The sequence below is a fragment of the Veillonella sp. DNF00869 genome (assembly GCF_001553345.1).
GTDB lineage: Bacteria > Bacillota > Negativicutes > Veillonellales > Veillonellaceae > F0422.
The window spans coordinates 131,823-156,785 of sequence record NZ_KQ960771.1 but is presented as its reverse complement, the minus strand read 5'-3'; the positions used below and the strand labels follow the sequence as shown (position 1 = coordinate 156,785).

Annotated in this window: 15 protein-coding genes; 2 read left to right on the top strand and 13 right to left on the bottom strand. The window is 36.9% G+C overall.

What is annotated here, in order from left to right; genetic code table 11:
• Positions 1 to 11 precede the first annotated feature (11 nt).
• The 7 genes from HMPREF3032_RS05035 to HMPREF3032_RS05005 form a co-directional block, all read right to left on the bottom strand.
• Complete coding sequence (locus tag HMPREF3032_RS05035) at positions 12 to 590, bottom strand: anthranilate synthase component II (RefSeq protein ID WP_062402605.1); 579 nt, start codon at positions 588 to 590, stop codon at positions 12 to 14.
• Position 591: 1 nt separating this feature from the next.
• The gene (locus HMPREF3032_RS05030; protein WP_156439344.1) at positions 592 to 2,055 is read right to left on the bottom strand and encodes an anthranilate synthase component I family protein; all 1,464 of its coding nucleotides are present in this window, start codon (positions 2,053 to 2,055) and stop codon (positions 592 to 594) included.
• Positions 2,056 to 2,683: 628 nt separating this feature from the next.
• Positions 2,684 to 3,439 (bottom strand): type I 3-dehydroquinate dehydratase, encoded by a 756-nt coding sequence (aroD, locus tag HMPREF3032_RS05025; RefSeq protein WP_062402602.1) that lies wholly within the window; start codon positions 3,437 to 3,439, stop codon positions 2,684 to 2,686.
• Between the two features lie 366 nt (positions 3,440 to 3,805).
• On the bottom strand, positions 3,806 to 4,234 hold the full coding sequence (locus HMPREF3032_RS05020) for a YbaN family protein (RefSeq protein ID WP_062402599.1): 429 nt from the start codon (positions 4,232 to 4,234) through the stop codon (positions 3,806 to 3,808).
• A gap of 54 nt (positions 4,235 to 4,288) precedes the next feature.
• Entirely contained in the window at positions 4,289 to 5,497 is a 1,209-nt protein-coding gene (locus HMPREF3032_RS05015; protein WP_062402596.1) for an ATP-binding protein, read from the bottom strand.
• A gap of 458 nt (positions 5,498 to 5,955) precedes the next feature.
• The gene (locus HMPREF3032_RS05010; protein ID WP_072270766.1) at positions 5,956 to 11,208 is read right to left on the bottom strand and encodes a TonB-dependent receptor domain-containing protein; all 5,253 of its coding nucleotides are present in this window, start codon (positions 11,206 to 11,208) and stop codon (positions 5,956 to 5,958) included.
• 448 nt (positions 11,209 to 11,656) lie between these two features.
• The gene (locus tag HMPREF3032_RS05005) at positions 11,657 to 16,891 is read right to left on the bottom strand and encodes a TonB-dependent receptor plug domain-containing protein (RefSeq protein WP_062402593.1); all 5,235 of its coding nucleotides are present in this window, start codon (positions 16,889 to 16,891) and stop codon (positions 11,657 to 11,659) included.
• Positions 16,892 to 17,611: 720 nt separating this feature from the next.
• Here HMPREF3032_RS05005 and HMPREF3032_RS05000 point away from each other — a divergent pair.
• Together HMPREF3032_RS05000 and HMPREF3032_RS04995 are read left to right on the top strand one after the other, a co-directional pair.
• A complete protein-coding gene (locus HMPREF3032_RS05000) occupies positions 17,612 to 18,583 on the top strand; it encodes a sirohydrochlorin cobaltochelatase (protein WP_369813345.1) in 972 nt (323 codons plus the stop codon).
• A gap of 74 nt (positions 18,584 to 18,657) precedes the next feature.
• Positions 18,658 to 19,602, top strand: a complete 945-nt coding sequence (locus HMPREF3032_RS04995) for an ABC transporter substrate-binding protein (RefSeq protein ID WP_062402587.1) — start codon at positions 18,658 to 18,660, stop codon at positions 19,600 to 19,602.
• A gap of 370 nt (positions 19,603 to 19,972) precedes the next feature.
• On the opposite strand, the gene HMPREF3032_RS04990 is transcribed toward HMPREF3032_RS04995, so the two are convergent.
• From HMPREF3032_RS04990 to cobJ, 6 genes are all read right to left on the bottom strand, one after another.
• Positions 19,973 to 20,824: a KilA-N domain-containing protein gene (locus tag HMPREF3032_RS04990; protein ID WP_062402584.1), complete on the bottom strand. Its 852-nt coding sequence runs from the start codon at positions 20,822 to 20,824 to the stop codon at positions 19,973 to 19,975.
• A 246-nt stretch (positions 20,825 to 21,070) separates the two neighbouring features.
• Positions 21,071 to 21,844 carry an ABC transporter ATP-binding protein gene (locus HMPREF3032_RS04985; protein WP_062402581.1) on the bottom strand — a complete coding sequence of 258 codons (774 nt, stop codon included), beginning with the start codon at positions 21,842 to 21,844 and terminating at the stop codon, positions 21,071 to 21,073.
• Positions 21,844 to 22,806, bottom strand: coding sequence for a FecCD family ABC transporter permease (locus HMPREF3032_RS04980; protein WP_369813344.1), 963 nt, complete (start codon positions 22,804 to 22,806; stop codon positions 21,844 to 21,846). Before HMPREF3032_RS04980 ends, HMPREF3032_RS04985 begins: the two co-directional genes overlap by 1 nt.
• 35 nt (positions 22,807 to 22,841) lie before the next feature.
• A complete protein-coding gene (locus HMPREF3032_RS04975; RefSeq protein WP_062402575.1) occupies positions 22,842 to 23,507 on the bottom strand; it encodes a precorrin-8X methylmutase in 666 nt (221 codons plus the stop codon).
• Positions 23,494 to 24,270, bottom strand: a complete 777-nt coding sequence (gene cobK / locus HMPREF3032_RS04970; RefSeq protein ID WP_062402572.1) for a precorrin-6A reductase — start codon at positions 24,268 to 24,270, stop codon at positions 23,494 to 23,496. Before cobK ends, HMPREF3032_RS04975 begins: the two co-directional genes overlap by 14 nt.
• Positions 24,267 to 24,956 (bottom strand): precorrin-3B C(17)-methyltransferase, encoded by a 690-nt coding sequence (cobJ, locus tag HMPREF3032_RS04965; protein WP_062402569.1) that lies wholly within the window; start codon positions 24,954 to 24,956, stop codon positions 24,267 to 24,269. Before cobJ ends, cobK begins: the two co-directional genes overlap by 4 nt.
• Positions 24,957 to 24,963 lie beyond the last annotated feature (7 nt).

Below are 24,963 nucleotides of genomic sequence, written 5' to 3'. Positions count from 1 at the left end.
CTATATCTCCCTTATATAATCTTATGATATTCCAAGAAATTCTTAACCATTTGTGTTCCTTGCGGTGTCAAAATAGACTCTGGATGGAATTGCACTCCGTAAATCGGATGTGTTCTATGTTCCATGGCCATGATTTCTCCATCTTCCGTACGAGCCGTTACTACTAGTTCATCTCCTAGGGTATCTTCCAAAACTGCTAAGGAATGATACCGCGCTACGGGGAACTCTTGAGGAATATCTTTCCATAATATGGATGGATAACATTGGGTAGCTACGCTTTGTTTGCCATGCATGACTTCTTTCGCATATCCCACAGTGGCGCCGAACACTTCGCCCATGGCTTGATGGCCCAAGCAAATGCCCAAGATAGGAAACTCACCTTGGCATATTTCCAGCAATTCTTCATACACACCTGCATCTTTTGGTCTGCCCGTGCCTGGTGAAAGGATGACGCACTCAGGTGAAAGCTCTTGAATTTCTTTCACTGTCATTTCATCACTGCGGATTACCTTAATATCTTTTACTAGCGAGCCAATTAATTGATAAATGTTAAAAGAGAAACTATCGTAATGATCGATAAGTAATACCATGTTACACCTCCTGTGCCAATGTGATAGCCGTTACCATAGATTGTGCTTTGTGGATAGTTTCATTATACTCATTCACAGGCACACTATCTCGCACAATGCCACCGCCGGAACGAACGAATACCCGACCATCTTTTGCCATGGCCATGCGGATACCAATACACACATCCATATTTCCGGAGAAATCTAAGTATCCTACAGCACCACCGTAGACACCACGAGGACTTTTCTCTAATTCTTGTAAAATCTGAATGGCACGAATTTTAGGAGCCCCCGATAAAGTGCCTGCCGGTAAAGTAGCACCGATAGCATCTAAGGCATCAAACTCTTCTCTTAATGTTCCTTTCACAGTACTCGTTAAATGAATCACGTGAGAGAACCGTTGTAATTGATGTAACGCTTCTACTTGGACGGACCCGAACTCACAGACTTTACCAATGTCGTTACGTCCTAAATCGACGAGCATATTATGTTCTGCTAATTCTTTTTCATCTTTGCTTAACTTAGCCTCTTGCGCTCTATCTTCCTCTTCATTCTTGCCCCGTGGCAATGTGCCCGCAATTGGGAATGTATAGACGCTTCTATCTTGCAATTTCACCAATGTTTCCGGTGAAGCTCCCGTTAATTCTACAGACTTACCACTCATATAGAACATATACGGAGATGGATTCATCGTTCTTAGTACACGATAAGCATTGAGTAAACTTCCTTTGAATTTTGCTTCTCTACGATTGGATACGACGGCTTGAAAGATATCTCCTTCCGTGATGTAATGTTGTGTTTTTCGTACTACTTCTTGGTATTCTTCGGAAGTAAACTCCGAGGTGAATTCACTTTCTAATACACCTCGCTCGATTTGAGCCTCTTCGCCTTCTTTCACTAGGTCTGCTAAGGCTTGCAATTCCAATTGGGTACGCTCGTAATTACGTTCAATATCGTCTGTACGTACATGACCGATGATATAGATTTTATTTTTATAATGGTCGAACGCAATGACTTTATCGAAGAGCATAAGATCTACATCGTTCACCATACTCGTATCTGTATCACTAATATGTTGATCTAAGGTAGGCTCAATGTAACGTATGTATTCATAGGCGAAGTATCCCACAAATCCACCTGTGAAAGTTGGCAATGCTTCTACTCTAGGGCTTTTATATTGACCCAAGATGTTTCGAATTTCTTCTGCTGGATTATGACATGTAAACGTACGTATCATATCTCCTTTGATCGTCATCATATGGTTTTTGCATGTTACTTCTAACAATGGATTATAACCTAAGAAAGAATATCGCCCCCAGTGATGGGTGTTATCTGCACTTTCCAATAAGAATGTATGAGCGCTCATCTTTTTTAACGCTTTCAATACAGAAATAGGTGTACGAATATCCGATAATAATTCTACATAGACCGGTACGATATCAAATCCCTGTCCTAATTGTTTTACCGTTTCTATTGATGGTTTCATAATTCCTCCTGCAATAAAAAAACTCGCCCTAGACGTAAATGTCAAGGACGAGTTCATATGCTAAATAACTGCACAAATGCGCAGAAAGATTCATATAAATCGCGGTACCACCTTGTTTGAATGCATGCATTCCCCTTTGCAGGATACTATCATATCCCTCACGATTAACGCTCATGACACGTTATGCTATACTAGGACACATTGTCCGTTCCCCATACCCTCGGTGGTCCATTTAATAGACTGCGTTCTGCGGGGCTCTCAGCTACCCCCCACTCTCTGGAAGTGCACGTTCTATTTTTATCTCCACCTCATCGGTTTGTTAGGCGAGTATTAAATTATGTATCAAATCTTATCACACTAAAATACATTTGTCTACTGAATAATAACAATTTTCTATAATTTTTATAGGAGTATCCTGTATAACCTATAGATACTCCCTATAGATATATATCTACTAAGCATAAAAGTGAATAATCGCATAAGTGCTCCCTATAGCTACGTAACTACTCCGCATGAAAACGAATAATCTCAATATCTACTCCTTACCATGCAGAATAGCAGAAATAATCTTCTTGATTCCATAGTATAGTAATTATAAAACAATTTTACTATCACGTTGATTTTTGCCTTATACTAGTTGCTTTAAAACCGCTACCTCTACCTGTCCAGGTGCTGATGCTTGTCCCAGTGTACCAAAGGTCAAACAATTTCCAAACACATGGCCGCAAGTCCGTGTCATCTGTCCTAATTTTCCCATAGACATAGTAATCCGTGGCAATTGTGGATACCGTTCAGTTAACTCCTTTGTAAATTGTAACACTGAAAGTACATCATCACTCGTTGTTGGCATCAAGGCAAACTTAATCACTGCAGCTCCTGCTGATATCATACGTTCTGCATAGAGATGCAATGTATCTCTATTCAAGGTTTTGTGGAAATTATGATAACTCATTACTGTTTGAATCCCTTGATGATGAGCTTCTTTGATAATTTGGCCGATTGTGTCTGTATAGGTAAATAATTCCACATCCACAGCATCTACTACATTTTGATCCACAATTGCTTGTAATAGGTTACCGTAATTCTCGTTACTTAAGGACGTTTCTCCACCCTCAGCTAAGGTGCGCCATGTAAACAATATCGACATTTTTTCATATCTGGAGTGCACTTCTTCTACCAAGTTTACTATTGTTGGTATGTACTCTTCTTCATGCAGATGAGAACCCTTCATCCACATATCTGGGCGCAATTCGATGAGGTCCACCTTTGCTTTCACTGCCTCTTGCACCTGTGAAAGTATATCCTCTACTGTCGGTCCTACAATAGGAACGCAGATACCACATCGATCTCCTTGTATAGGGCCTTGTTGTTGTTTTGAATTCATAATATTCCGCTCCTAATTATAATCTATACATATACACATCCATATAGTGCTACCATTATTTATTTTCACAGTCAGAGCATATCATATCTAGTATGTCGAATCATTCTTAACGAATAGATTGTCATACTCACTATGTATGGTAGCTAAAGATCTTGTAAAATAACTTCTATCAATACACCCAATGACTAGGTTATCTTTAGGCATCTTTATGGTTGCTACTACTATACCACATAAGCACAATACAATAAAAGCCAAATCACGATGAGCATTCATTCATGATTTGGCTAATACAACTATTCTATCTGTATGTGTACATCATATTCAGTAAAATACAAACATGATAAAGTTGCACTACTACTAAAATAACTATTGCTCTGCTTTAGCATCAGGTGGCGCCGTTTTCACAATAAATGCAAGGGCAATGACATGACCGATCCACACGGCTCCCATAATATACAATGCTACAGGCATATTACGCATACCATAAGCTCCAATACCCAATAAAATCGATACGGACACTAAGATATTAATCTTAGTACGAAGTGGCATGCCACTTTTATTCTTAAAAGGTTCTACATAATTTGCATAAAGCTTAGAGTTTACAAACTTCTCATGGAATCGTTTAGAACCTCTAGCAAAACAAAATACGGCGAATAAATAAAACGGTACCGTTGGCAATAAAGGTAATACAATTCCCAACGAACCTAAGCCAAAGCTAATAGCACCTAATACAATCCAAATATAACGAATCACACCTGTTGATTCTTGTACTTCTTTTGTTACTGTTTCTTTCACTTGTCACCCCTATATAACGTATATTCTAATACGTTTATTCCATATTTAAAATCCCTATTCCAATAGCCATTCTATCACATTTTTTTGTTGTATTCCCTCATAAGATGCATTGCTATTAATCTCATCCAAAGTAAGCAAAAATTTCGGATGATAGTCTTTCACCTCAAATAAAGGCGTTAGTTCTCTGTCTAATGTGGTAGGGTCTAACACACTTTGACTCACTTGATAATACTCAAATAGTCCATGTTTCTGAGCTACAAAATCTATTTCACCATTTTTTAGGATACCGACATGAACCGTATAGCCTCGGCGCAATAATTCTAAATACACCACATTTTCAAGAATGTGACCTGTATCTCGTCCTGTATTAGGTACGAAAAATCTTCTCAGCCCAGGATCAACTAAATAAAATTTAGAATATAATCTAAGCAGTTCTTTCCCTCGCACATCAAATCTAGACGCTTCATAAATTAACAATGCATCTCTCAGTGCTGCTATGTACCTTTCTACAGTACGACTATCTACCTTTCTTCCCATACTAGTAAGAGAATCAGCTATCTTCTTAGGTGTTAATAAACTTCCCACGTTGGCAGCAATATACCGAATAATACTTTCTAATATTAAAATATCGCTTCCCTTTAAGCGTGTCATAACATCTTTCAACACTACAGAATTGACTATACCTTCTAAATAGGTATGTAGCATTTCATCATGACCAGCATATTCTAGTGTCCCTGGGAAACCACTTTGCGCTACAAATAGACGATACAAACCATTCAAAGATAGATTCGTTGTCTCTTTGTGTGCTTCAACAAACTCTTTAAATGATAAAGGTAACATATCTAGCTGAACATATCGACCCGCTAATAATGTAGCTATTTCTGAAGACATAAAGTACGCATTAGATCCGGTAATATAGATATCTACATTATCTTTAATATAGAAACTATCTACCACACGTTCGAACCCTTGCACATGTTGGACCTCATCCAAAAATATATACATTTGTTGATTAGGAATTATTTTGGATTTTATGTATTCATACAACCGTATATAATCCGTTAAGTCCCTGTATTCCAAATCTTCAAAGTTAATAGCGATGATTTGATTTTCATTTACCCCTTCTTGTAGTAACTCTTGTTGAAAGAGATAAAATAAAGTTGATTTACCACATCTACGCACGCCAGACACAATTTTTATAACACGTTTTTCTCTGTGATTTCTCAGAAACTGTATGTACTTTTCCCTATTAATTAACTTCATGTCTACTCCTCTATCATTTGTGATACCCTTCAATACAATGAAAGTGTTATCCATACTCTCAGTATATTGCAAAAATACATTACAATGTAATCTTTATTATAATTTTAACTAAGATTGCATTTGATTGCAATCTTTATTTTAAATAAATTACTTTTTGCATTTCGATGTAACTTTTATTCTATAATAGATAATTTTTGCATCTCAATGCAATCTTTAATCACAATGTAGTTTTTATATCACAATATATTTTTGGATACACAGAGAATGACCCATACCTTTAGATAGCTCGCAATCCTTTGTTCCCATACTAGTACACATAGCATAGTAATAGAGGATAGCTAACTTGCATCGTTAACTATCCTCTATGGTATATCATTATGTACTGAATGCCTGTCTATCTTCCTATGAAGTTATACACAGGTATAGTCCAACATCTATAAGATTTCTATTCCTTTATCTTAGAATTTGTACGTACCTTGGATACGAGTGTAGTTACCTAATTTAAAGTTTTCTCCACCGTATAATGTATCACGTTGTCCAATACCTTTTGCATCGAATGTGTAGAATGCTTCTACTAAGAAATCTTTCGCTGGTACATATCCACCACCTAATGTGAAGCTACGAATACCATCTAAGTAACGATCTGGTACAGCTCCTGTGCCATTACCACCTAAGAAAGCACCATGTCCGAAGTATTTGTAGTCAATAAATGCATTCCAGCTACCAGGACGGTAGTAATCAGATTGACCTACATCAAAACGAAGTGCCCAGAAGTGTGGAGTACCACCTGTTCTATGACCTTTCAATTCAAATTGAGGATTACCTGCTGGATTATCATATACTTTACCTGCTGTAGATTGATAGATACTTCCACCATTCATATAGCGACCGAAGTCTGTTCTATTTTGACCATAGTCGAAAGATACAGCTGTATTATCACCAATTTGGTATTTTAAGCCTAAACCAAATACATTCGCTAAACGACCAAAGCTGCGAGACTCATTTCCGTTATCGCTTGTATAATGTACAGTATGATTTTCATGGCCTGTAGAGCGTAAGTACCAAGCTGTGACACCTAATTTATTATTTACTTGTTGACGATATTGGATAAAACCAGCACGTTTAACAGCAGGAATTACATCACGTTGGATAATAACACCTTCCGTTGGAATGACTTTGCCTGTCGCATTGCCTAAAGCTTCACGAGGAAGTTTACTGTAGTGGTCAGCTTCTGTTAAAGTTTTTCTCATATTATCAAAAAATGATACTAACATTCTTGAATATGCATTAGAAGTTCCTGTTAACAGTCCACGTTGACCAGAATGTTCTTTATAAATATTTTCATAAATAAAGCGCTCTTTTAAGTTACTCATCACCTGATTATCAAGTACAATAGATTCATTTGTAGCTGATTTATAAATAGTAGCTATTTTATCTTTATTAGTATCAAACCATTTTGATAGGTATGTTATACCGCCATTATCTAATAACCCTGGAGTATTTAACGGTATATCAAATAATGCTTTATCTTTATCACTTAAAGAGCCAGTTGGATCTACAGAAACTTTTTTATCCATATTGCCATTTTCTAATACTGGTAATTTGACTTCAGGAATCTCAATTCTAAGTTTATTTTTTTCTGATAAAGCATCACTATATCCTTGATTAGCTAAATCAGTCATTCGTTTTAAAACTTCAAATTGTTTGTCTATAAATGGCTTACGTATTTCATTTCTTTTTGCTTCTTTACTATCTTCTTTACTAGCCTCTAAATCGTTACGTTTACTAATAAATCTATTTTCTTCATCAATCACAGATTTGTATTTTACTTTTAAATCTGACTTCTCTTTATCTAATTCTTTGCTTTTTTCAAGCAATGCATTAAATTTTTCTTCCGGTAGTGGGTTATCTCCAATTTCAGGATCTCCATCTGCAATCTCATCGTTAATTTTACTAATCTTATCATCTAAAACAAGTTTTTTATCGTTATATTCCTTGTAAGCATTAGACTCTTTAAATGTATTTAATTCATTAGTTATCTCATCAATTTTAGAGTTTATTTCTTCTCCCGCATTATTAATAACATCTGTAGCTGCTTCGACTGCTTTTTTCTCGTCTTCTTTTATGACTTCTAGCTGTTTATGGAATCCAATGGTATTACCAGCATTTTCAATATTAAGCTCTTCATTACCGCCACCTGAGCTAGTTTTAACTCCCATAAATTCATCAACAGTTGGAGCTCGTTTAAATGCGTTATAAATAGCATGTGTATAGGCAGAATCTGTTACACCTGTGCTATGTGAGAAATCACCATAGCCGACACGAACTTGTTTCGTATCATCTGTCCAAACACCACGAATACCATCGTATTCTTTTCCAAACCAATATCCAGTGACGCCCATTGGCTCTGTCATGCGACCTGCAGTGATATCCCATTTGTTAGTATGCTTTGTTATCGTCGCTTCATCAATCCGTTGATGGTTAAAGCCTTTTGTCACTGTAACATGATGATCTGTATCTACACCAGCTTGACCACTAGCGCTAGCTACAACACGCACATCCACATCTTTACCAATACGAGCATCTACGCCAGCACGAACGCGGGATGTAAATCCATGATTATCTGTATCTCGAAGGTTTTCTACCGCATCATTGTCAATATAGCTAGTCGCTGTTACACGACTAGTTGGGCGGTCAAAGCCTAAATGGCTATCCCAACGGTTTCTGTAATCGCCAACGAAAGACACACCTTCTGGTTTATTTTCATCGAAATCACGGTGAATGAAAGAATCCATTGGATCCATCACTCGTGTTTTTACTTCTACTGTAGCCGTATTCGGTTGACCACTACCTGTATTAGCATCGCTACCAAATTTCAAGTTAATACCCATACGGAATTGGCGTGTAGAAAGAGCACGATCATCATCACGATGGTCAAAAATGTTATTGATACCGAAGTACACACGGGAATCTTTATTGATTTTCTTTTGAACGATCATATTCCAAATGCCATATGTTTTACGTTCATACATATCGCTAGTACGACGGTCAGATCCAGAGTAAGAAATTTCAGATTTACCTTCTATTTTCTTAGCTTTTCTTGTAACAGGATCAAGTACAATAGCTTTTGTAATTGGATCTCTTTCATAGGCTGTACCTGATGTCATATATCCGCCACCACCAGATACGGAGTTACTATCTAACATATTGATGTAGTAATCACTCCAGAGGCTACCAGACCAACCTGTTTTTTCATCTTCGTAATCTACGCCAATACCAATTTTGTGAGTCGGTTTGTCTAACAATTGACGTGGCATATCTGGATTACTCTTGTTGATAGCATGTAAATAGGTATAGCCTAAACGAGCTTTCCATTTATTGGAAAGTTTTTGTTTTAATTCCCATTCAAGACCAGTAATCTCTGCTTTACCAATATTTTTAAAGCTGTAAATCATATCTGGAGCATATAAGAATTTATAAATTCCTCGTTCTGTATTTTCATTCAAATCTGTATGGAAGTCTAAGATATGTCCTGTATTATAAGCAGTAATATAATTATCTATATTATTTCTGAATACAGTCAATTTACTGTAGGTATTTTTATTTTCACCTTCAATAGATACGTCAAAGTTAATGGATTTTTCAGGTTTTAAGTTAGGATTACCTTGCCAATACCAACCAAGACGAGCTTCACCACCATTTAAACTAAATGCCGTAATATGGGATGGGAACATTTGCCAGTTATAGAATAATTCACCCATACCTGGTTCTACATAGCTACTACCCACGTTAGCTTTCAAACGGCGATGTGTATTGCCATTCAAATTATGCGTTACGCCCATATTGAAAGATAAATTAGATCCAAACAAGCTGCTATGGTCAAAGCGAGCAATTGGATTTAAGATTGTGTTCTTGTTTAATTGCCAAGTATCTTGTATAAATAGGTATTGTTTATTAATAGTACCAGTACCGACCGTTTGTTTATTGATACGTTTGTTAGCTTCTTCTTTGAAAGTAGCACCGTTTAGCTTAAGGACTTCACTAACTTTTGGTTTAACTGTATTATCATAATAATACAATGGTAAATATGCTACATCATATCTTGAGTCGAGATCTACTTTATCACTATTACTAGTTTGCTTTTTATTAAACTCAATCAAATCTGCTCTATTAATTTCTTTTAGTGTATTGGCAAATTCTAAGTATTTTTTATATGCTTCAGGGTATTTTTTTTCTAATGTATTAGGGTTAACTCCATTAATCCATGTTCTAGCGGCTGCAGGATCTCCTTCCGTCAACTTCTCTTTATAATTCAAGAAATCTTCATAGGTAAACTCAGGTACTTTACTGTTTGCATTGGATTTATCTGTGTTGTACCACTCTTTTTCTTTATTTCGTTCGATGATACCATCTTTATTCTTACCAAAAGAATAGTCATAAATGTTAGATTTTGGAACACCATTTCGGTCTACAGATAGACTCTTATCGTAATCCCATGGATCTATATCACGTACATAGGTATGCGGTGCATTTTTCAAACGGCTACCTGTACCTGTTTCACGAGACATGCCAACACCATAAGATACTAGGTGATTGTCGTTGGCTTGAATATCTCCAGAAATGCCAAAGTTCCATTGTCTGTGGTCAATATTATCTGTGTATTCTAAAGTGTTTTTACCTTCATAGGTGCTTTTACCATAGTCACTGCTCAACGTTAAATCGTTTTCATTGGTACGAGTATAGTTAACTTCCGCTTTCCAGTTGGATACATCGTCTCTACCTTCGTAAGTTAAGTTCATAGTATTACGATTTAAATCACGTTTGTAATGCATTTGTGGGACCATGAAAGAATCACTATTTTTCACATAGCGCTCTAAATCTTCACGATAACGATCTAGCTTCATGCTGATCGTTTGATTATCTTTCACATCTATAATACTAGCCACACCTACATTCGCATTTGTACCATAGTAACGCAAGGAGTTTTTAAGGAACCCATGGTCTACCGTATCATCAGCTCCTAGACAATCTGCTCTAGGTCTTTCACTAGCATAAATAGGCATAATATCTCGTTTGCTGCCAAAGATATTTACTTTTACTTTGCCCATTTTACCAGAATCGGCACGGACAAAGACGTTCGTAGCTGGTGTACTGTTGCCGTCACCTCGCTCACGGATGCCTTCTACATTTAACTGAAGACCCGCTTTATTGCGTGGCTTGTTAGTAATCACATTAATGACACCACCCATAGCATCGGAACCATATTTAGCGCTCGCTGCACCTTGTACAATTTCAATATGATCTAAGTTTTCAGTGCCAAGACGTTGTAACTCATCACCAGCACCTTGATATTTCGATAGGTCACCCATTACAGGTTGACCATCTACCAAGATTAGGGTATGACGAGGCTCTGCCCCACGAATGGATACACCAACACGACCCATGGCATCCACAGTACGGCTTACACCTGTTTCACTAAATACAATATCTTCCGCAGACTTAGCCTGCTTAGCTTCGATATCTTTTTTAGTAATAATTTGTACTTGTTGCGAATTATACTTAGCCTCTTCTTGTGCACGATTCGCTGTTACATATACAGACCCTTCTGCATGCGCTACTGTTGGAACTAGAAAACTTGCGCCCCCAATCCATGTAGCAATGGCACAGGAAAGCATAAGGTATTTCTTTGTTGATTCACCTTTCCTTGTCATTGGCAACCTCCTCCTAAACTCAAAATTATACATTTTTTTGAGAAATAAATTCAAATTACTTTTATTATATCTGTTATTGATAATCTTTTTCTACTCTAAAAAGTATGCCAATGCTCCATTACGACATTTTAAGAATAATTTTTATATAATATATGATTAATTTCTTTCTCTATTCTTAATAACACTTTATACACAGAATACTTATTAATTTACTTTTAGTATAATTATCTCCTATATTGATAGTATATATATAATTACTTTTAGTTTTATCACCATATATTTGGTATCTAATATGCAGAAAAGCTATAACTAATTGAGGGTATTCCTCAACTATGCTATAGCTTTTCTAATGTATATTCCCCCTATGTTATCTTTTTTACAAACGATACTGCTTGATCATCGTGCCACGGCGAATTATATCATAAGAGAAATACTATGTAATTGTATATTAGAATTTGTAAGTACCTTGAATACGAGTGTAGTTACCTAATTTAAAGTTTTCTGCACCGTATAATGTATCACGTTCTCCAATACTCTTCGCATCAAATGTATAGAATGCTTCTAGTAATAAATCTTTACGAGGAACATAACCACCACCTAATGTAAAGCTGCGGATACCATCTAAGTAACGATCAGGTACTGCACCTGTGCCATTACCACCGAAGAAGGAACCATGGGCAAAGTATTTGTAATCCATGAACGCATTCCAGCTACCAGGTCTTGTGTAATCAGATTGACCGATGTCAAGACGAGCAGTCCAGAAGTGTGGAGTACCCCCCATAGAGTGACCTTTCACTGTGAAGTCAGCTGTATTTCGTACATGATCAAAGTTTGTATGACCGTTCATATAACGACCGAAATCACTGCGATTCAAACCATAATCTAAGGAAAGTAACGCATTATGACCTAATTGATATTGTGCACCGATGGCAAATATATTTGCCAAGCGATTTGTTGTGTATGTATCATTTGTTAAGTCTGGTACTTCAGATGTTACATCCCCGTAAATAGGTGTTGAATAGTAATCATTAGCATGTCCTACCACATCTCGATGTGTTTCCATCTTAGTTTTTGCATGACCAGCTTGCATTGTGTGTTCATTATTGTTCAAAGAGCGTAAGAACCATGCTTGAATACCTAACCGTGGATTGATTTGTGTTTTATATTGAGCAAACACAGCTTTATCAATAGCTGGAATTGTATCACGTTCTAGTTTTAAACCAGTCACTTTGACAGGTTTACCAATTACTTTTTCTAAAGCGGCACGAGGTAATGTATTACCTTGTTCAGATTCTTCAACTGCAAGCTTTAATAACGATAAATATTCTCGTGCAATTGTAGTTACATCACCCTTGCTATATTCACTATCACTATTACTAAAGTTTGCAGCCTTTAATTCATCAACAACATTAACATCATCCGCTTTTTTTGTACTAGTAGCAAAATCATAAGCTCCTAGTTTCTTTATTCCTACGACTCGTTTAAACTTAAAGTTCTTTACTGGATTGGTTAATTTATCAATATCCATTGTTTTAGGTAATAATGATTTTGCAACAACTTTTGTGGAAAAACCTGTTAATTGTCCATTAATAATATTTTTTAAAGTTTTCTCCCGTTCATCACTTTGGTATAAGTATATGCTATTAAAGTGTGTTTTAGCTACCCATTCAGCAACCTTAGAATAAGCTGATTCAAATTCCTCTTTATGATTATCTATATAGTTAGAATTAAGAATATTAGCATTATCTAATGTTGTGCCAAACCGTTTATTTAATTCAGGCTTTTCTTTGAGATATAATTCACCCAAGACTTTATTTTTTTCTTCTTTGTAAGCTTTTATCACAGCAGAATCTTCTTTTTCATCGATACGATCTGGGCTAAAATTAGAATCATAATATAGAGCCATCGTTGATGTTAAATACCCTACATTATGGTTTTCATCTTCTACTTCATAAACGACGTGTATATTATCCGGGCTTTCAGCAACTTTATATGAAATATTATGATTTTTGATAAGTTCTGGATAAGCTTGGCTTAAGATATTAGCCATACGTTGAATAATCTCTGTGCGCTTAGCAATTTTTTCTTCCTCAGTAGCATTAGGCATTGAATTATCAACATCACTCAATTGCTCCATGAAATAAAGGTTTTCATTTTTACCTTTAAATTCTCTAAGGTATATATCCATTGGTGACCCTTCACCAGCCACTTTATTACCATCTACTTCAGGTACAACACCCCATTTATCAGCTAACATCGCTTTATCATTATCATATGGATATAAGTGATTTAAACCAATAAATTCTTCCATTGTTGGAGCTCTAAAGTATGTAGAGTATGTGCTATGGCTATACGCAGAGTCTGTAATACCAGTGCTTGCTTTGAATGAGCCGATACCAGTACGGAATTGATTGCGTTGGTCCGTCCAAACAGCACGAATACCATCAAACGTTTTATTAAACCAATATCCTGTGGTACCCATAGATTCAGATAAACGACCGATAGAGAAATCCCAACGTCCGTTAGAATTTGTTACGTCCAAGTTTTCCAATCGTTGTTTATTAAGTCCTTGTGAGTTAACTGTCGTGCTTGCAGTATCTACGGAGTGAGTACCACTTGCACTCGCTAATACTTTCACATTCGTATGGTCATTGATTTTTGCATCTACACCAAAACGAATGCGTTGTTCTAGGCCATGCTCTCTTTGATCTTTTAAGTTATATTCAGCACTTCCTACATAAGAAGTACTTGTATACAAGGATTGTGGACGTTCAGAGCCACCATGTGCCATTAAGCGTGCACGGTAATCACCGATAAATTGAGTGCCTACTTCTTTATTTGCATCAAATGGACGATCTAAGAAGTGATGACTATGTCCCATATCATCGCCATTGATTCTAGCTAATGCAGTATCAACTTGAGTTTGTGAAATCGCTGTTGTAGATCCTGTACTATTATTCGATGTACCTGGGGTTTGTGCTTTCGCATTTGCATCTTTATGTGCACCACCAGCACCGAATTTAAGGTTCACACCAAAACGGTACACACGAGCTTGGGTAGCTCTGTCATCATCACGATGGTCAAAGATATTATTAATACCAAAGTATACTAAGGAATCATCGCCAAATTTACGTTGTACCATCGCATTCCATGTACCGTAGGATTTTTCTTCGTATTCATTAGACACATTGTAAATAGCACTGTCAGAATCTATGCCACTAATCCAGTAATTGGAACGATTTTTTTGTGTGTTACTATCAAGCATTTTATGATAGTAATCTGCCCAAAGTTGTGCATTCCATTTTTTACTTTCATAGGTAATGCCAAAATCAATTTTATTTGTTGGACGATCTAATAATTGACTTGGCATAGTAGGATCAGATTGGTTCAACGCTTGTAGACGAGTCCAACCAAAGCGTGTACTCCAATGGTTGCCAAATTTATGTTTCCACTCTAATTGAACCCCTGTTATCTTAGCTTTTCCAATATTTTTGAAGCTATAGATTAAATCAGGTGCTTGCATCCATTTATCTTGTTTCGATAATTGTGGAGCCCAATCTTGTAATTCTCCTGTAAAGTATACAGACATGTAGTTAGTAATACGATTTTGGAAAATGCCAAAGCGAGCATAGTCATTTTTGCCTTCTCCTTCAAAACTAATGTCAATATTTTTTGATGTTTCTGGTTTTAAATTAGGATTGCCTGCCCAGTACCATCCCATTTTAGCTACGCCTTGTGCTACTGGGTTAGAACCAAACATTTGCCAGTTATACCACAATTCACCCATACCTGGTTCAGCATAGCCTGTTCCTACATTGACTTTCAAGCGACGATGAGCATTAGAATTTACATTATAAGTAGCCCCTAAATTCCAGGATACGTGGCTACCAAATAAGTTGCTCTTATCGAGACGAATCGTAGGTTGTACTAGCAAGTCTTTATTAACCTGCCATGCATCAGATAAATACACATTTGTCTTGTTGATAGTGCCTTCCCCTTCTGTGATACGTTGTTCGCGTTCACGGTATTTTTCGAGGAATTTGACACCTTTATATTTTGGTGCTTTCGCACGTTCAGCTGGATCTAAAGATTCCCCTTGTGTAAAGTATTTTACATACACCGAAGAAGCACCTTGAAGATTATTTTCTTTTTTCAAAGCTTCATTAAATTCAACAATTTTTTTCCAATGTGCATCATCTACATCAAATTTAGATAAATTATTGTACGAATTATATGGCTCGGTACTTTCTTTAGGATCATCTAATTTATGTTCTCGGAAATATTCATATGTAATCGGTGGAACATCACTTTCTTTTTCCACACCATAATATTCATAATCTTTATCCCAAATTGGTAAACTATCTTTGCCTGGTTTAAATTTATAGTCGTGAATATGAGAATAAATACGTAAACTATTGTCTCCAGGGCGACGCTCTAGACGGTCCACTCCGGCTACTAATAAGTTCTTATCGTAATCCCATGGATCAATGTATCGAGTTTTTACATTTGGAGAGCTTTTTAATCGGCTACCAAAACCAGTTTCATGGGTTTGCGCAATACCCCAACTCAATGTGTGTTTGTCCCCAATAGCTGAATTTGCATTGAAGCGGACATCAGTTTGACGATGATCAACATCATCAATATACTTCAATTCATTCTTACCTTCATATTGAGAACGACCAGTGTAGTTAATTAAAGATATATCATTTTCATTAATACGAGAATGATTCAATTCTAATTTCCAATCACTAGCGCCACCTCGGCCGTTCCAAATCATATTCATGGTGTTACGATTACTATCACGTTTGAAATGACGTTGTGGCTCAAACGGAGATGTACTATGTTTTACATCACGTTGTAAATCTTCTGTATAGCGGTTTAAACGGATTTGGATATTATTTTCTTTATTAATATCATAAATCGCATTTAGTCCAATATCCGACGTGTCACCATAGAAACGAAGTACATTTGGTTTAAATTCGCCTTCTAATTTATCTCCTGTATCTCTTCTTTCTTGCGTAGCATATACAGGTAAAATATCCCGTTTACTACCAGAGATAGCTACCCGGACTTTACCCATTTGTCCAGAGTCGGCACGCATAAAGAAGTTGGAGTTACGATAGCCAGGTTCTCCACCCTTCGCACGAGATCCTTCACCATTGATTTGGATGGTTGGTTTTTTAGCTGCTTTTTTAGTGATGATATTAACAACACCACCAATGGCATCAGATCCATATTTAGCGCTGGCAGAACCTTGTACGATTTCAATACGTTCTACGTTCTCTGTGCCTAAGCGCATAACTTCATCAGCTGCACCACTGAACTTAGCCAAGTCACCTAATACAGCTTGACCATCTACTAAAATCAAAGTATGACGGGCTTCTGCACCACGAATGGATACACCTACACGACCCATGGAGTCTACTGTACGAGATACACCGCTTTCAGTGAAAATGATATCTTCTACTGATTTAGCTTGTTTTTGTTCAATATCCTTTTTAGTAATAATACTCACTTGTTGTGAGTTATATTTAGCCTCTTCATGAGCTCTATCAGCTGTAACATATACAGACCCCTCAGCTTGTACTGAGTTGGAATACATTAAACCTGGTAGCGCTATCCATGTAGCAATCGCACATGATAGCATGAAGTATTTCTGTTGCTTTCTACGATTTGTCGTCATTGCAATCTACTCCTACTTTATAACATAACACAATAAAACAAATAACACAAATGACATGAAATATCATTTTCTATAAATTCTACCGTAATTCAATACATGATTCTACTCCGAAACGTTATAAATTAGCCCAAAAAGGTTATTAATTTATTAATCGTTATCATTTATCATTAATGAACATTTGACAAATGCCTAATAAATAAGAAATTTATTCTCATTTATTAGGCAAATATCTTATGTATTGCACTCCTTATATATAGGGCAAAAAAGGCTATAGCCGATTCTATCAGTCTATAGCCTTTGACGGTATAAGTATTATTCCTGTTCTATTGTATTATTTCAACAATGCCTTTAAGGCTTGTACGTCTTGTTGTAAACCTTCTAGACTTCTTATTGCTCTTGATAATTTTATAATTTGTTAAGTCTATCACAGTGATTTTTTTAAGTCAATAAAATCATAGTAGTTTACTGTGTAAATAGAGAGTGAATGGCCTGTTTGTATCCCTTAATTTTTGTTGAAACTCATTGATATCCCAAGTACTAAGATATTTTATTTGATTATATCTAACTTTCATGATTATATGTTTATATTTCATTGACACTTATCACAGTTGAGATTATAATAATAGTAAGTATGAATAGGGAAAATAAGTATTCATGCTTTTGGGTATATTCTAGTTTTAGGTAAGGAGAATTATTATGAAGTTCTTTTCTAAAAGCGCTATGATTGCGGCATTAGCAGTAACTGCAGCTTTCGGCGTATCTCAATCTACTGACGCGGCGTACATGTTAAATGCTGAAGTAAAAGACGCAACTCCAGCATTACAAGAAGCAGCTTCCATTGGTGTTCGTACATACGAAAATCCAATGATGAAAAATGCTATGAACAAAGATGCTATCGTAGTTATGTCCTTTGGCACTACTTTCAAAGATACTCGTGCAAAAACAATTGATGCTACTATCAATGAAATCAAAGCACAACATCCAAATGTAAAAGTAGTCACTGCTTTCACATCCCATATTATCATTGATCGCATTAAAGCCCATGAAGGTATTACATACCCTACTCCAGAAGAAGCATTAGACCAATTAAAAGCTGATGGATACACTCGTGTTGCTTTAACAACATTAAATATGATTCCAGGTATGGAATATAACTATGCTGGCGCTGTATTCAACCATCATAAACAAGATTTCAAAAAAATGACATTAGGTTTACCTTTAATGTACTGGATGGGACAAGAAGAACAACGCGATGATATTGAACAAGCATTAAAAGCATACTCTTCCCAATTCCCTATGATCCAAACAAAAGATTCTGCTGTATTGATCATGGCTCATGGTACTCCAGATCCATCTAATGCGTACTATGCAGTAATCCAAGATCGTATCGATTCCATGGGATTCCAAAATACATACCTTTACACAGTTGAAGGATGGCCAAACCTTGAAACAGTAATCCCTCAATTAAAAGAAAAAGGTATCAAACACGTTACATTAATGCCATTAATGATGGTGGCTGGTGACCATGCAAACAACGACATGGCTGGTGACGAACCTGATTCACACAAAAGCATCCTTATGAAAGAAGGCTTCACTGTAGATACTTACATCCATGGTGCTGGTGAAAACCAACAAATCCGTGATATCTTTGCTGAACGTGCTTCTGAAGCATATGATGCATTAGTAAAATAATCGCAATCACAATAGTATAGTATTAAAATTTAGGGGGATACGATTCGTATCCCCTTATTTGAAAGTTAAGACCCATGAAAACATATTTAAAAATTTGTAGTGCTGTTCTACTCTCCACTTCTCTTTTACTAGGTGGATGTACGAAAACAGGTCCTACTACAACAGAAACAACTCGTACTGTATCTTACCAAGATCAGTCCTACACAATTCCTACTAACCCATCCAAGGTAGTAGCTTTATCTAATTCGATTTCCAAAATGATCTATGCTGTAGGTGGCAAAGCCATCGCTCGTGTTGAAAGTAATGAAAAATTACCTAGTGAAATTGAATCATTACCAAGCATAGGACATACAGCCAATCCTAATATGGAACAATTAGTTGGTCTACATCCTGATTTAGTATTAGGTTTACCTAGCCAACATGAAAAATTTAAAGGGCAGCTAGATAGCAATAATATTCCATCTATTCTAATTAATTACGATGGCATCAATGATAACATTCCACTATTAACATTATTGGGCAATATTTTCCATACAGAAGATAAGGCCAAATCTGTCATCGAAGATTACAATAAAAAAATCGATACAGTGAAAGCCTCGATTCCAAAAGACAAACCTGTCAAAGTCGCTGTATTGCGAGCTACTGGTAAATCGGTAACAGCAGAAACACCACTAGCAATCACAGCGTCTATGATTCGTGAATTAGGCATTACCAATGTTGTCGAACAACATTTAAAAGATAATGTGACTTCTAAAACAGTGCCTTATTCCTTAGAAACATTAACAGTAGACAACCCTGATATCATCCTTGTTGTTACCATGGGTAAAAAGGATGAAATCAATGCAACCTTTGCCAAAGAAATGACTAGTAACCCAGCTTGGAATCAATTACAAGCTGTGAAACATAACAAAGTCATCTTCTTACCATCCCAATGGTTCTTATTGAACCCTGGACTAGAAACACCAGAAGCTATGGCTGAATTAGTTAAGATCATTTATGGTGTGAAAGAGCAATTATAAACGATAAAATGCATGCTAACGTATATAGCAACCTATATACTGTATAGCATGCATTTTAATTTGCTATCTTGTTACTTTCATTCTCAACTGATTACAAATTGTAAGCAGTTAACTTACTTCTCGTTTTAATCTCTTCTGAATTTATTTCGTACCTATATGTTACTTCAAACTTCCTATTTCGTCTTCTACTTGCAATGTAAGATTATTTCTACTTTATAATCACGCTTTACAAACAATTGACTACTTACGTAGCACCAATCCAACCATATCCTTGCACTGCCATATCTACAAAGTGATTCATGAGCAATATTCCAAAGAACGAATCGATCCTAGAAGAAAATCTCTAATGCCTACCTCACAATATACATCTCTACTTCTTTGACTTATTTCCTAATCTTTTTATTCCTGTATTATTTAATTTTTCAAGTGATAACATTTGATTTCTTGCAAGCTTTCTTAGTTCTATCATTCTTTCTTTTTGTTCTAAACCTTTCTCAATGAGAATTGCATTGTAGCTTTCCATATTGGCTAAAACTAATAATTCATTTAAACTTGCATAATCTCTCATATTACCTTTTAAGTTTTTATTTTCATCTCGCCACTGTTTAGCCGTTTTATCAAATAAGGAAACATTTAACATATCTGCTTCACTTGCATATTTAAAACCTAACTGACTGTCCGTTAAATCATTTAGTAAATATGTTTGAATAGCATCAGTATGAATTTTATAGTTTATTTTTGATATTTCACGATGTAAATTCCAAGTGAGTGATAATTTTGAAGTTTCATCTTCTTTTAGTCTTTGGTAATCTTTAATGATATAAAGTTCAAATTCAGCTGAAATCCAAGAAGCGAATTTAAAAGCAATATCTTTATGTGCGAACGTACCACCACCTCTACCAACTTTTACAAATAAGCCTTTGGCATTTGTAGTCGTTGCCCATTTCTGTGGAGATAATGTAAAGGCATTGCTACCTGCTTCTTTTAAAAACCCCTCGAATTCGAGGGGGTTAAATTCTGGATTATTTAACTTCTCCCAAATTCCTAAATATTCGATGGTATTAAAGTTTCTCATCCAATTTGCAACAACAACATTAGGTTCTTCTTTGTTTTTATATCTTGCGATATCTGTAAGACTAATATAATCATTTTTAAAATCTTCTGTGTAAATTTGTATTTCAAATCCTTTTACTTCAATCATTTCTTTTTTAATCTTTGACAAAACTTATTTCTCCTTTCTAGTTCTATGTGGTGTTTACAATCATCTAAATATTAGATAACTCTAAATAACACATAGATTACTTATTTTAAGAGTTTTAATTTATAACGTTATTGTATCATACAATTATTGATTTATATACTAACACCATCAGTACATATCCCAACTCAAAAAAATCGGCATAGCCCATGGTTATGACTATGCCAATATAAAGGAGTTATAGATCTCTTGTTAAGTTTTGCTCAAGTACTACAATAGCCCCTGTATGCGTATATAAGGAAACTCCCCTACTTCTACATCGGTTCTAACAGCAAATACTTTTTCTAGTAATTCTTCTGTCATCACATCTTTGGGTGATCCATCGGCCAAAATCTGTCCTTGATAAAGTACACCAACCCGATGGGAATATTGTGCAGTTTGGTTCAATTCATGAAGAACCATGACAACTGTTAACCCTTCACAGCGATTTAGGTCCTGTAATAACTCCATAATCTCCAATTGGTGGTTAATATCTAAATACGTGGTAGGCTCATCCAAGATTAACACTTTTGGTTCTTGAGCTAATGCCATGGCAATCCATACACGTTGCCGTTCTCCACCAGACAAGGAAGATACTAGTTGATTCCGCAAATGACTCACTTGCGTGGCCTCTAAGGCAGCATCTACTACTTCTTTATCATGAGCTCCTTGTTGCTTCCACCAGGATTGGTAAGGGAATCGACCACAGTTGACGAGTTCTTCTACTAACATATCTTTTGGGATAGATGGTACTTGTGGTAAGAATGCCATATATCTAGCTAATTCTTTATTAGAATACTCCGTTGCCGCTTTCCCAGCAATTTGGATGGTTCCCGCACTTTTAATAGCACTAGTAATGGCATGTAATAAGGTACTTTTACCACAACCATTAGGACCGATTAAGGTAGCGATTTCACCTTCGTACACAGTCCAATCGATGCCTTTTAAGACTTCTTTTTCACCGAAGGAGACACAACAATCTTTCACAGAAATTACTGGTTTCATTAGTCATCCCTCCTCAATAAATACAAGAAGAATGGAGCGCCGAAGAATGCCATAATGATACCCACTGGAATTTCAATAGGACTAAACAGCGTACGTCCCACTGTATCGCTGATAACGAGTACAAACGCTCCTAAGAAGGCAGATCCTGGCAATAAGAAGCGATAATCTGTACCTAGCATCATGCGTGCAATGTGCGGAATAATCAATCCTACGAAGCCAATCAAGCCCGCTACTGATACGGCACTGGCTGCTAATAATGCTGCCACAGCAGTCATCATAAACCTTGTTTTTTCAACGGTTAAGCCTAAACTGCGTGCTGTTTCATCACCTAAGCTGAGTATGGTCAATCGTTTTGCCCCTAAGAAGGCAAATAACAAACCCCCTATTGTATACGGAATTAAGACATACACTTGCGGCCAACTACGAGCGGCTAGACCGCCAACCATCCATAGTAGAGCCCCTTGCACTCGATCTCCATAGAATACGAGAAGGGCAGATATCATGGACCCTAAGAATGCTGCTACGGCTACCCCAGCCAAGATAATACGACTTGGACGTATACCCTGTTTCCAGGCCAAGGCATACACAAGTATGGCCGCTGTCAAAGCGCCAATAAAGGCGATGAATGGCACCGCATATTCTAGGTAAGGAAATAAAATTAATACTATGACACCAGCTAATCCTGCACCTGAGGAAACCCCTACGATTTGCGGATCTGCTAATGGATTTTTCATAACTGCTTGTAAGATAGCACCTGCTACAGCTAGATTCGAGCCTACTAGGGCCGCGACTATATTTCTGGGAAAGCGAATGTTCCATATGACTAGTGAATTTGTATCAGATAAAGTGGGAGACCACAATGTATGCCATATTTGAGCCAATGTAGTCTGGGCGGACCCAAATACTAATGATAAGATGAGGGCAGCAATCGCTGCTGCCCCAAACACTAGAACGAGAAACATACGCCATGCATTGCGTGTTTGACTCGTTCTATTCATTATTTCTTTTCTTTTCCTTCAACAAATAACATGTCGTTACGTTTTACATCTGTGTAGAACAATGCGTTAACAACGGATGCAGCAATGGAGCTACCACCTTTGTTACCTTGAATTGTAATGTAAGGAACTGGAGATACTTCTGCCAAATAATCTTTAGATTCTGCAGCACCTACGAAGCCTACTGGAATCCCGATGATTAAAGCAGGACGAATACCTTCTTCTAAGGCAAGACGCAATACTTCGTATAAAGCAGTTGGTGCATTACCAATTGCCACGATTTGGCCTTCTAACTGTTTACCGAATGTACGCATCGCAGCAATAGAGCGTGTTACGCCTAATTCTTTTGCCATTTCAGCCACTTTTTCGTCACGAATTAAGCAATGTGCTTCACTGTTATGAAGTTTCAATGCTGGTTTAGAAATACCTGTACGCACCATTTCTACGTCAGTGTAAACATGAGCGCCATTGTTAACAGCTGCAATTCCTGCCGCTACAGCACCTTCACTAGTACGGAATAATTTTGCATATTCTACGTCACCAGATGCATGAATGGTACGAGATACCACACGAATTTCGTCCTCAGTAAATCCCATATCTTTAACATATGGATAGATAATTTCCATACTTTTATCTTCAATTGCTTTAGGGTTTTTAATGTAATCCATCGTAATCCTCCCATAGGGTTTTAAATTCTTCTACTGTTGAAATCGTCACTGCTCCTTTCGCCGGTGTTGGGCGATCGATAACAATGACATGAACATCTAAATCGATAGCAGCTTGTAACTTAGTGTCTGAACCTCCTACAAGGCCAGAGTTTTTCATGACTACTACTTCTGCTTTTGTATCTTGGAACATGACCTTATTCATGTCATAAGAAAATGGTCCTTGCATAGCAATGGTATATTTAGGAGATACTCCCAAATCTTCCATCATTTGTAGCACTTCCGCCGTCGGTAATACACGGGTCCATACTTCTTTATCTTGTAAAGCTTCAGACTTGGCAAAGACATGCATCGTCTTACTACCTGTTGTAAGATATACCACCTTACCTAGTTCACCTGCTAAAGTAGCTGCCTCTTCTTCATTGCTCACATGATGTAATTTATCATACTCTGGCAATGGCACTTCTTTCCGTTCAAATCGAATGAAAGGAATTTCCATATCTGCGGCAGCTTCGCGAGCTGTGGCGGTCACAATCGCCGCATAGGGATGGCTCGCATCAATGAGCATCGTTATGCCTTTATTTTGTATGAGAGCTTTCATCTCCTCTAAATTCAAGCGTCCTTCATGGACTTCAATGCCTGGATGGGATGCTAATTGTGCCCCGTATTGGCTAACCACAGACACCAACACAGGTAATCCTGTATGCTCTTGTACTGCTACCGCCAAATTACGGCCATCTAGCGTACCCGCTATGACCCAAATCACAGTTTATATCCTCGCGGCGTAATAATTTTACCATTTTCCACATACGTTTGGCTGTTACCAATGATAACTAATGTTTGCATATCGATTTCTTCTTTGTGGAAATGCTCTAAGTCAGATATGATAATATGTTGACCTACACGACCTGCCTTTTGGACAATGCCTACAGGCGTTTTAGGGTCACGATGTTGCAATACTAGTTCACGTACTTCATCTAAATGTGTGACCCGTTTTTTACTGCGTGGGTTGTATAAAGCGATAACCATATCACCTTCTGCACATAGAGCTGCACGTTTTTTTATTAAGTCCCATGGTGTCATCAAATCGCTCAAGCTGATAACCGCGAAGTCATGCATCAATGGAGCACCTAACACAGCTGCTGCCATGTTTACAGCGCTTAAACCTGGTACGATATGTACAGGAGGACGGTTTTCCTCTGCCACTTTATTAGCCAATTCGATAACAAGTCCAGCCATCCCGTATACACCAGGGTCACCGCTAGATACTACTACCACTTTATAACCTTCTACAGCTAAATCCACTGCTTGTTGGCAACGATCTACTTCTTGCATCATGCCTGTACCTACAGTTACTTTGTCTGCTACAAGGTCTTTAATTAAATCTAAATAGGTAATGTAACCTACTACACGGTCAGCTTGTAGAATCGCTTCGCGTGCTTCTGGTGTCATGAATTCT

Bases quoted from the DNA above. Each gene is read 5' to 3' on its own strand.
- HMPREF3032_RS05000 (WP_369813345.1), top strand. From the start codon at position 17,612: ATGATTGCGGCATTAGCAGTAACTGCAGCTTTCGGCGTATCTCAATCT.
- HMPREF3032_RS05035 (WP_062402605.1), bottom strand. From the start codon at position 590: ATGGTATTACTTATCGATCATTACGATAGTTTCTCTTTTAACATTTAT.
- cobJ (WP_062402569.1), bottom strand. From the start codon at position 24,956: ATGACACCAGAAGCACGCGAAGCGATTCTACAAGCTGACCGTGTAGTA.
- HMPREF3032_RS05005 (WP_062402593.1), bottom strand. From the start codon at position 16,891: ATGACGACAAATCGTAGAAAGCAACAGAAATACTTCATGCTATCATGT.
- HMPREF3032_RS05010 (WP_072270766.1), bottom strand. From the start codon at position 11,208: ATGACAAGGAAAGGTGAATCAACAAAGAAATACCTTATGCTTTCCTGT.
- HMPREF3032_RS05015 (WP_062402596.1), bottom strand. From the start codon at position 5,497: ATGAAGTTAATTAATAGGGAAAAGTACATACAGTTTCTGAGAAATCAC.
- HMPREF3032_RS04985 (WP_062402581.1), bottom strand. From the start codon at position 21,844: ATGAAACCAGTAATTTCTGTGAAAGATTGTTGTGTCTCCTTCGGTGAA.
- HMPREF3032_RS04980 (WP_369813344.1), bottom strand. From the start codon at position 22,806: ATGTTTCTCGTTCTAGTGTTTGGGGCAGCAGCGATTGCTGCCCTCATC.
- aroD (WP_062402602.1), bottom strand. From the start codon at position 3,439: ATGAATTCAAAACAACAACAAGGCCCTATACAAGGAGATCGATGTGGT.
- HMPREF3032_RS04995 (WP_062402587.1), top strand. From the start codon at position 18,658: ATGAAAACATATTTAAAAATTTGTAGTGCTGTTCTACTCTCCACTTCT.
- HMPREF3032_RS05030 (WP_156439344.1), bottom strand. From the start codon at position 2,055: ATGAAACCATCAATAGAAACGGTAAAACAATTAGGACAGGGATTTGAT.
- HMPREF3032_RS04975 (WP_062402575.1), bottom strand. From the start codon at position 23,507: ATGGATTACATTAAAAACCCTAAAGCAATTGAAGATAAAAGTATGGAA.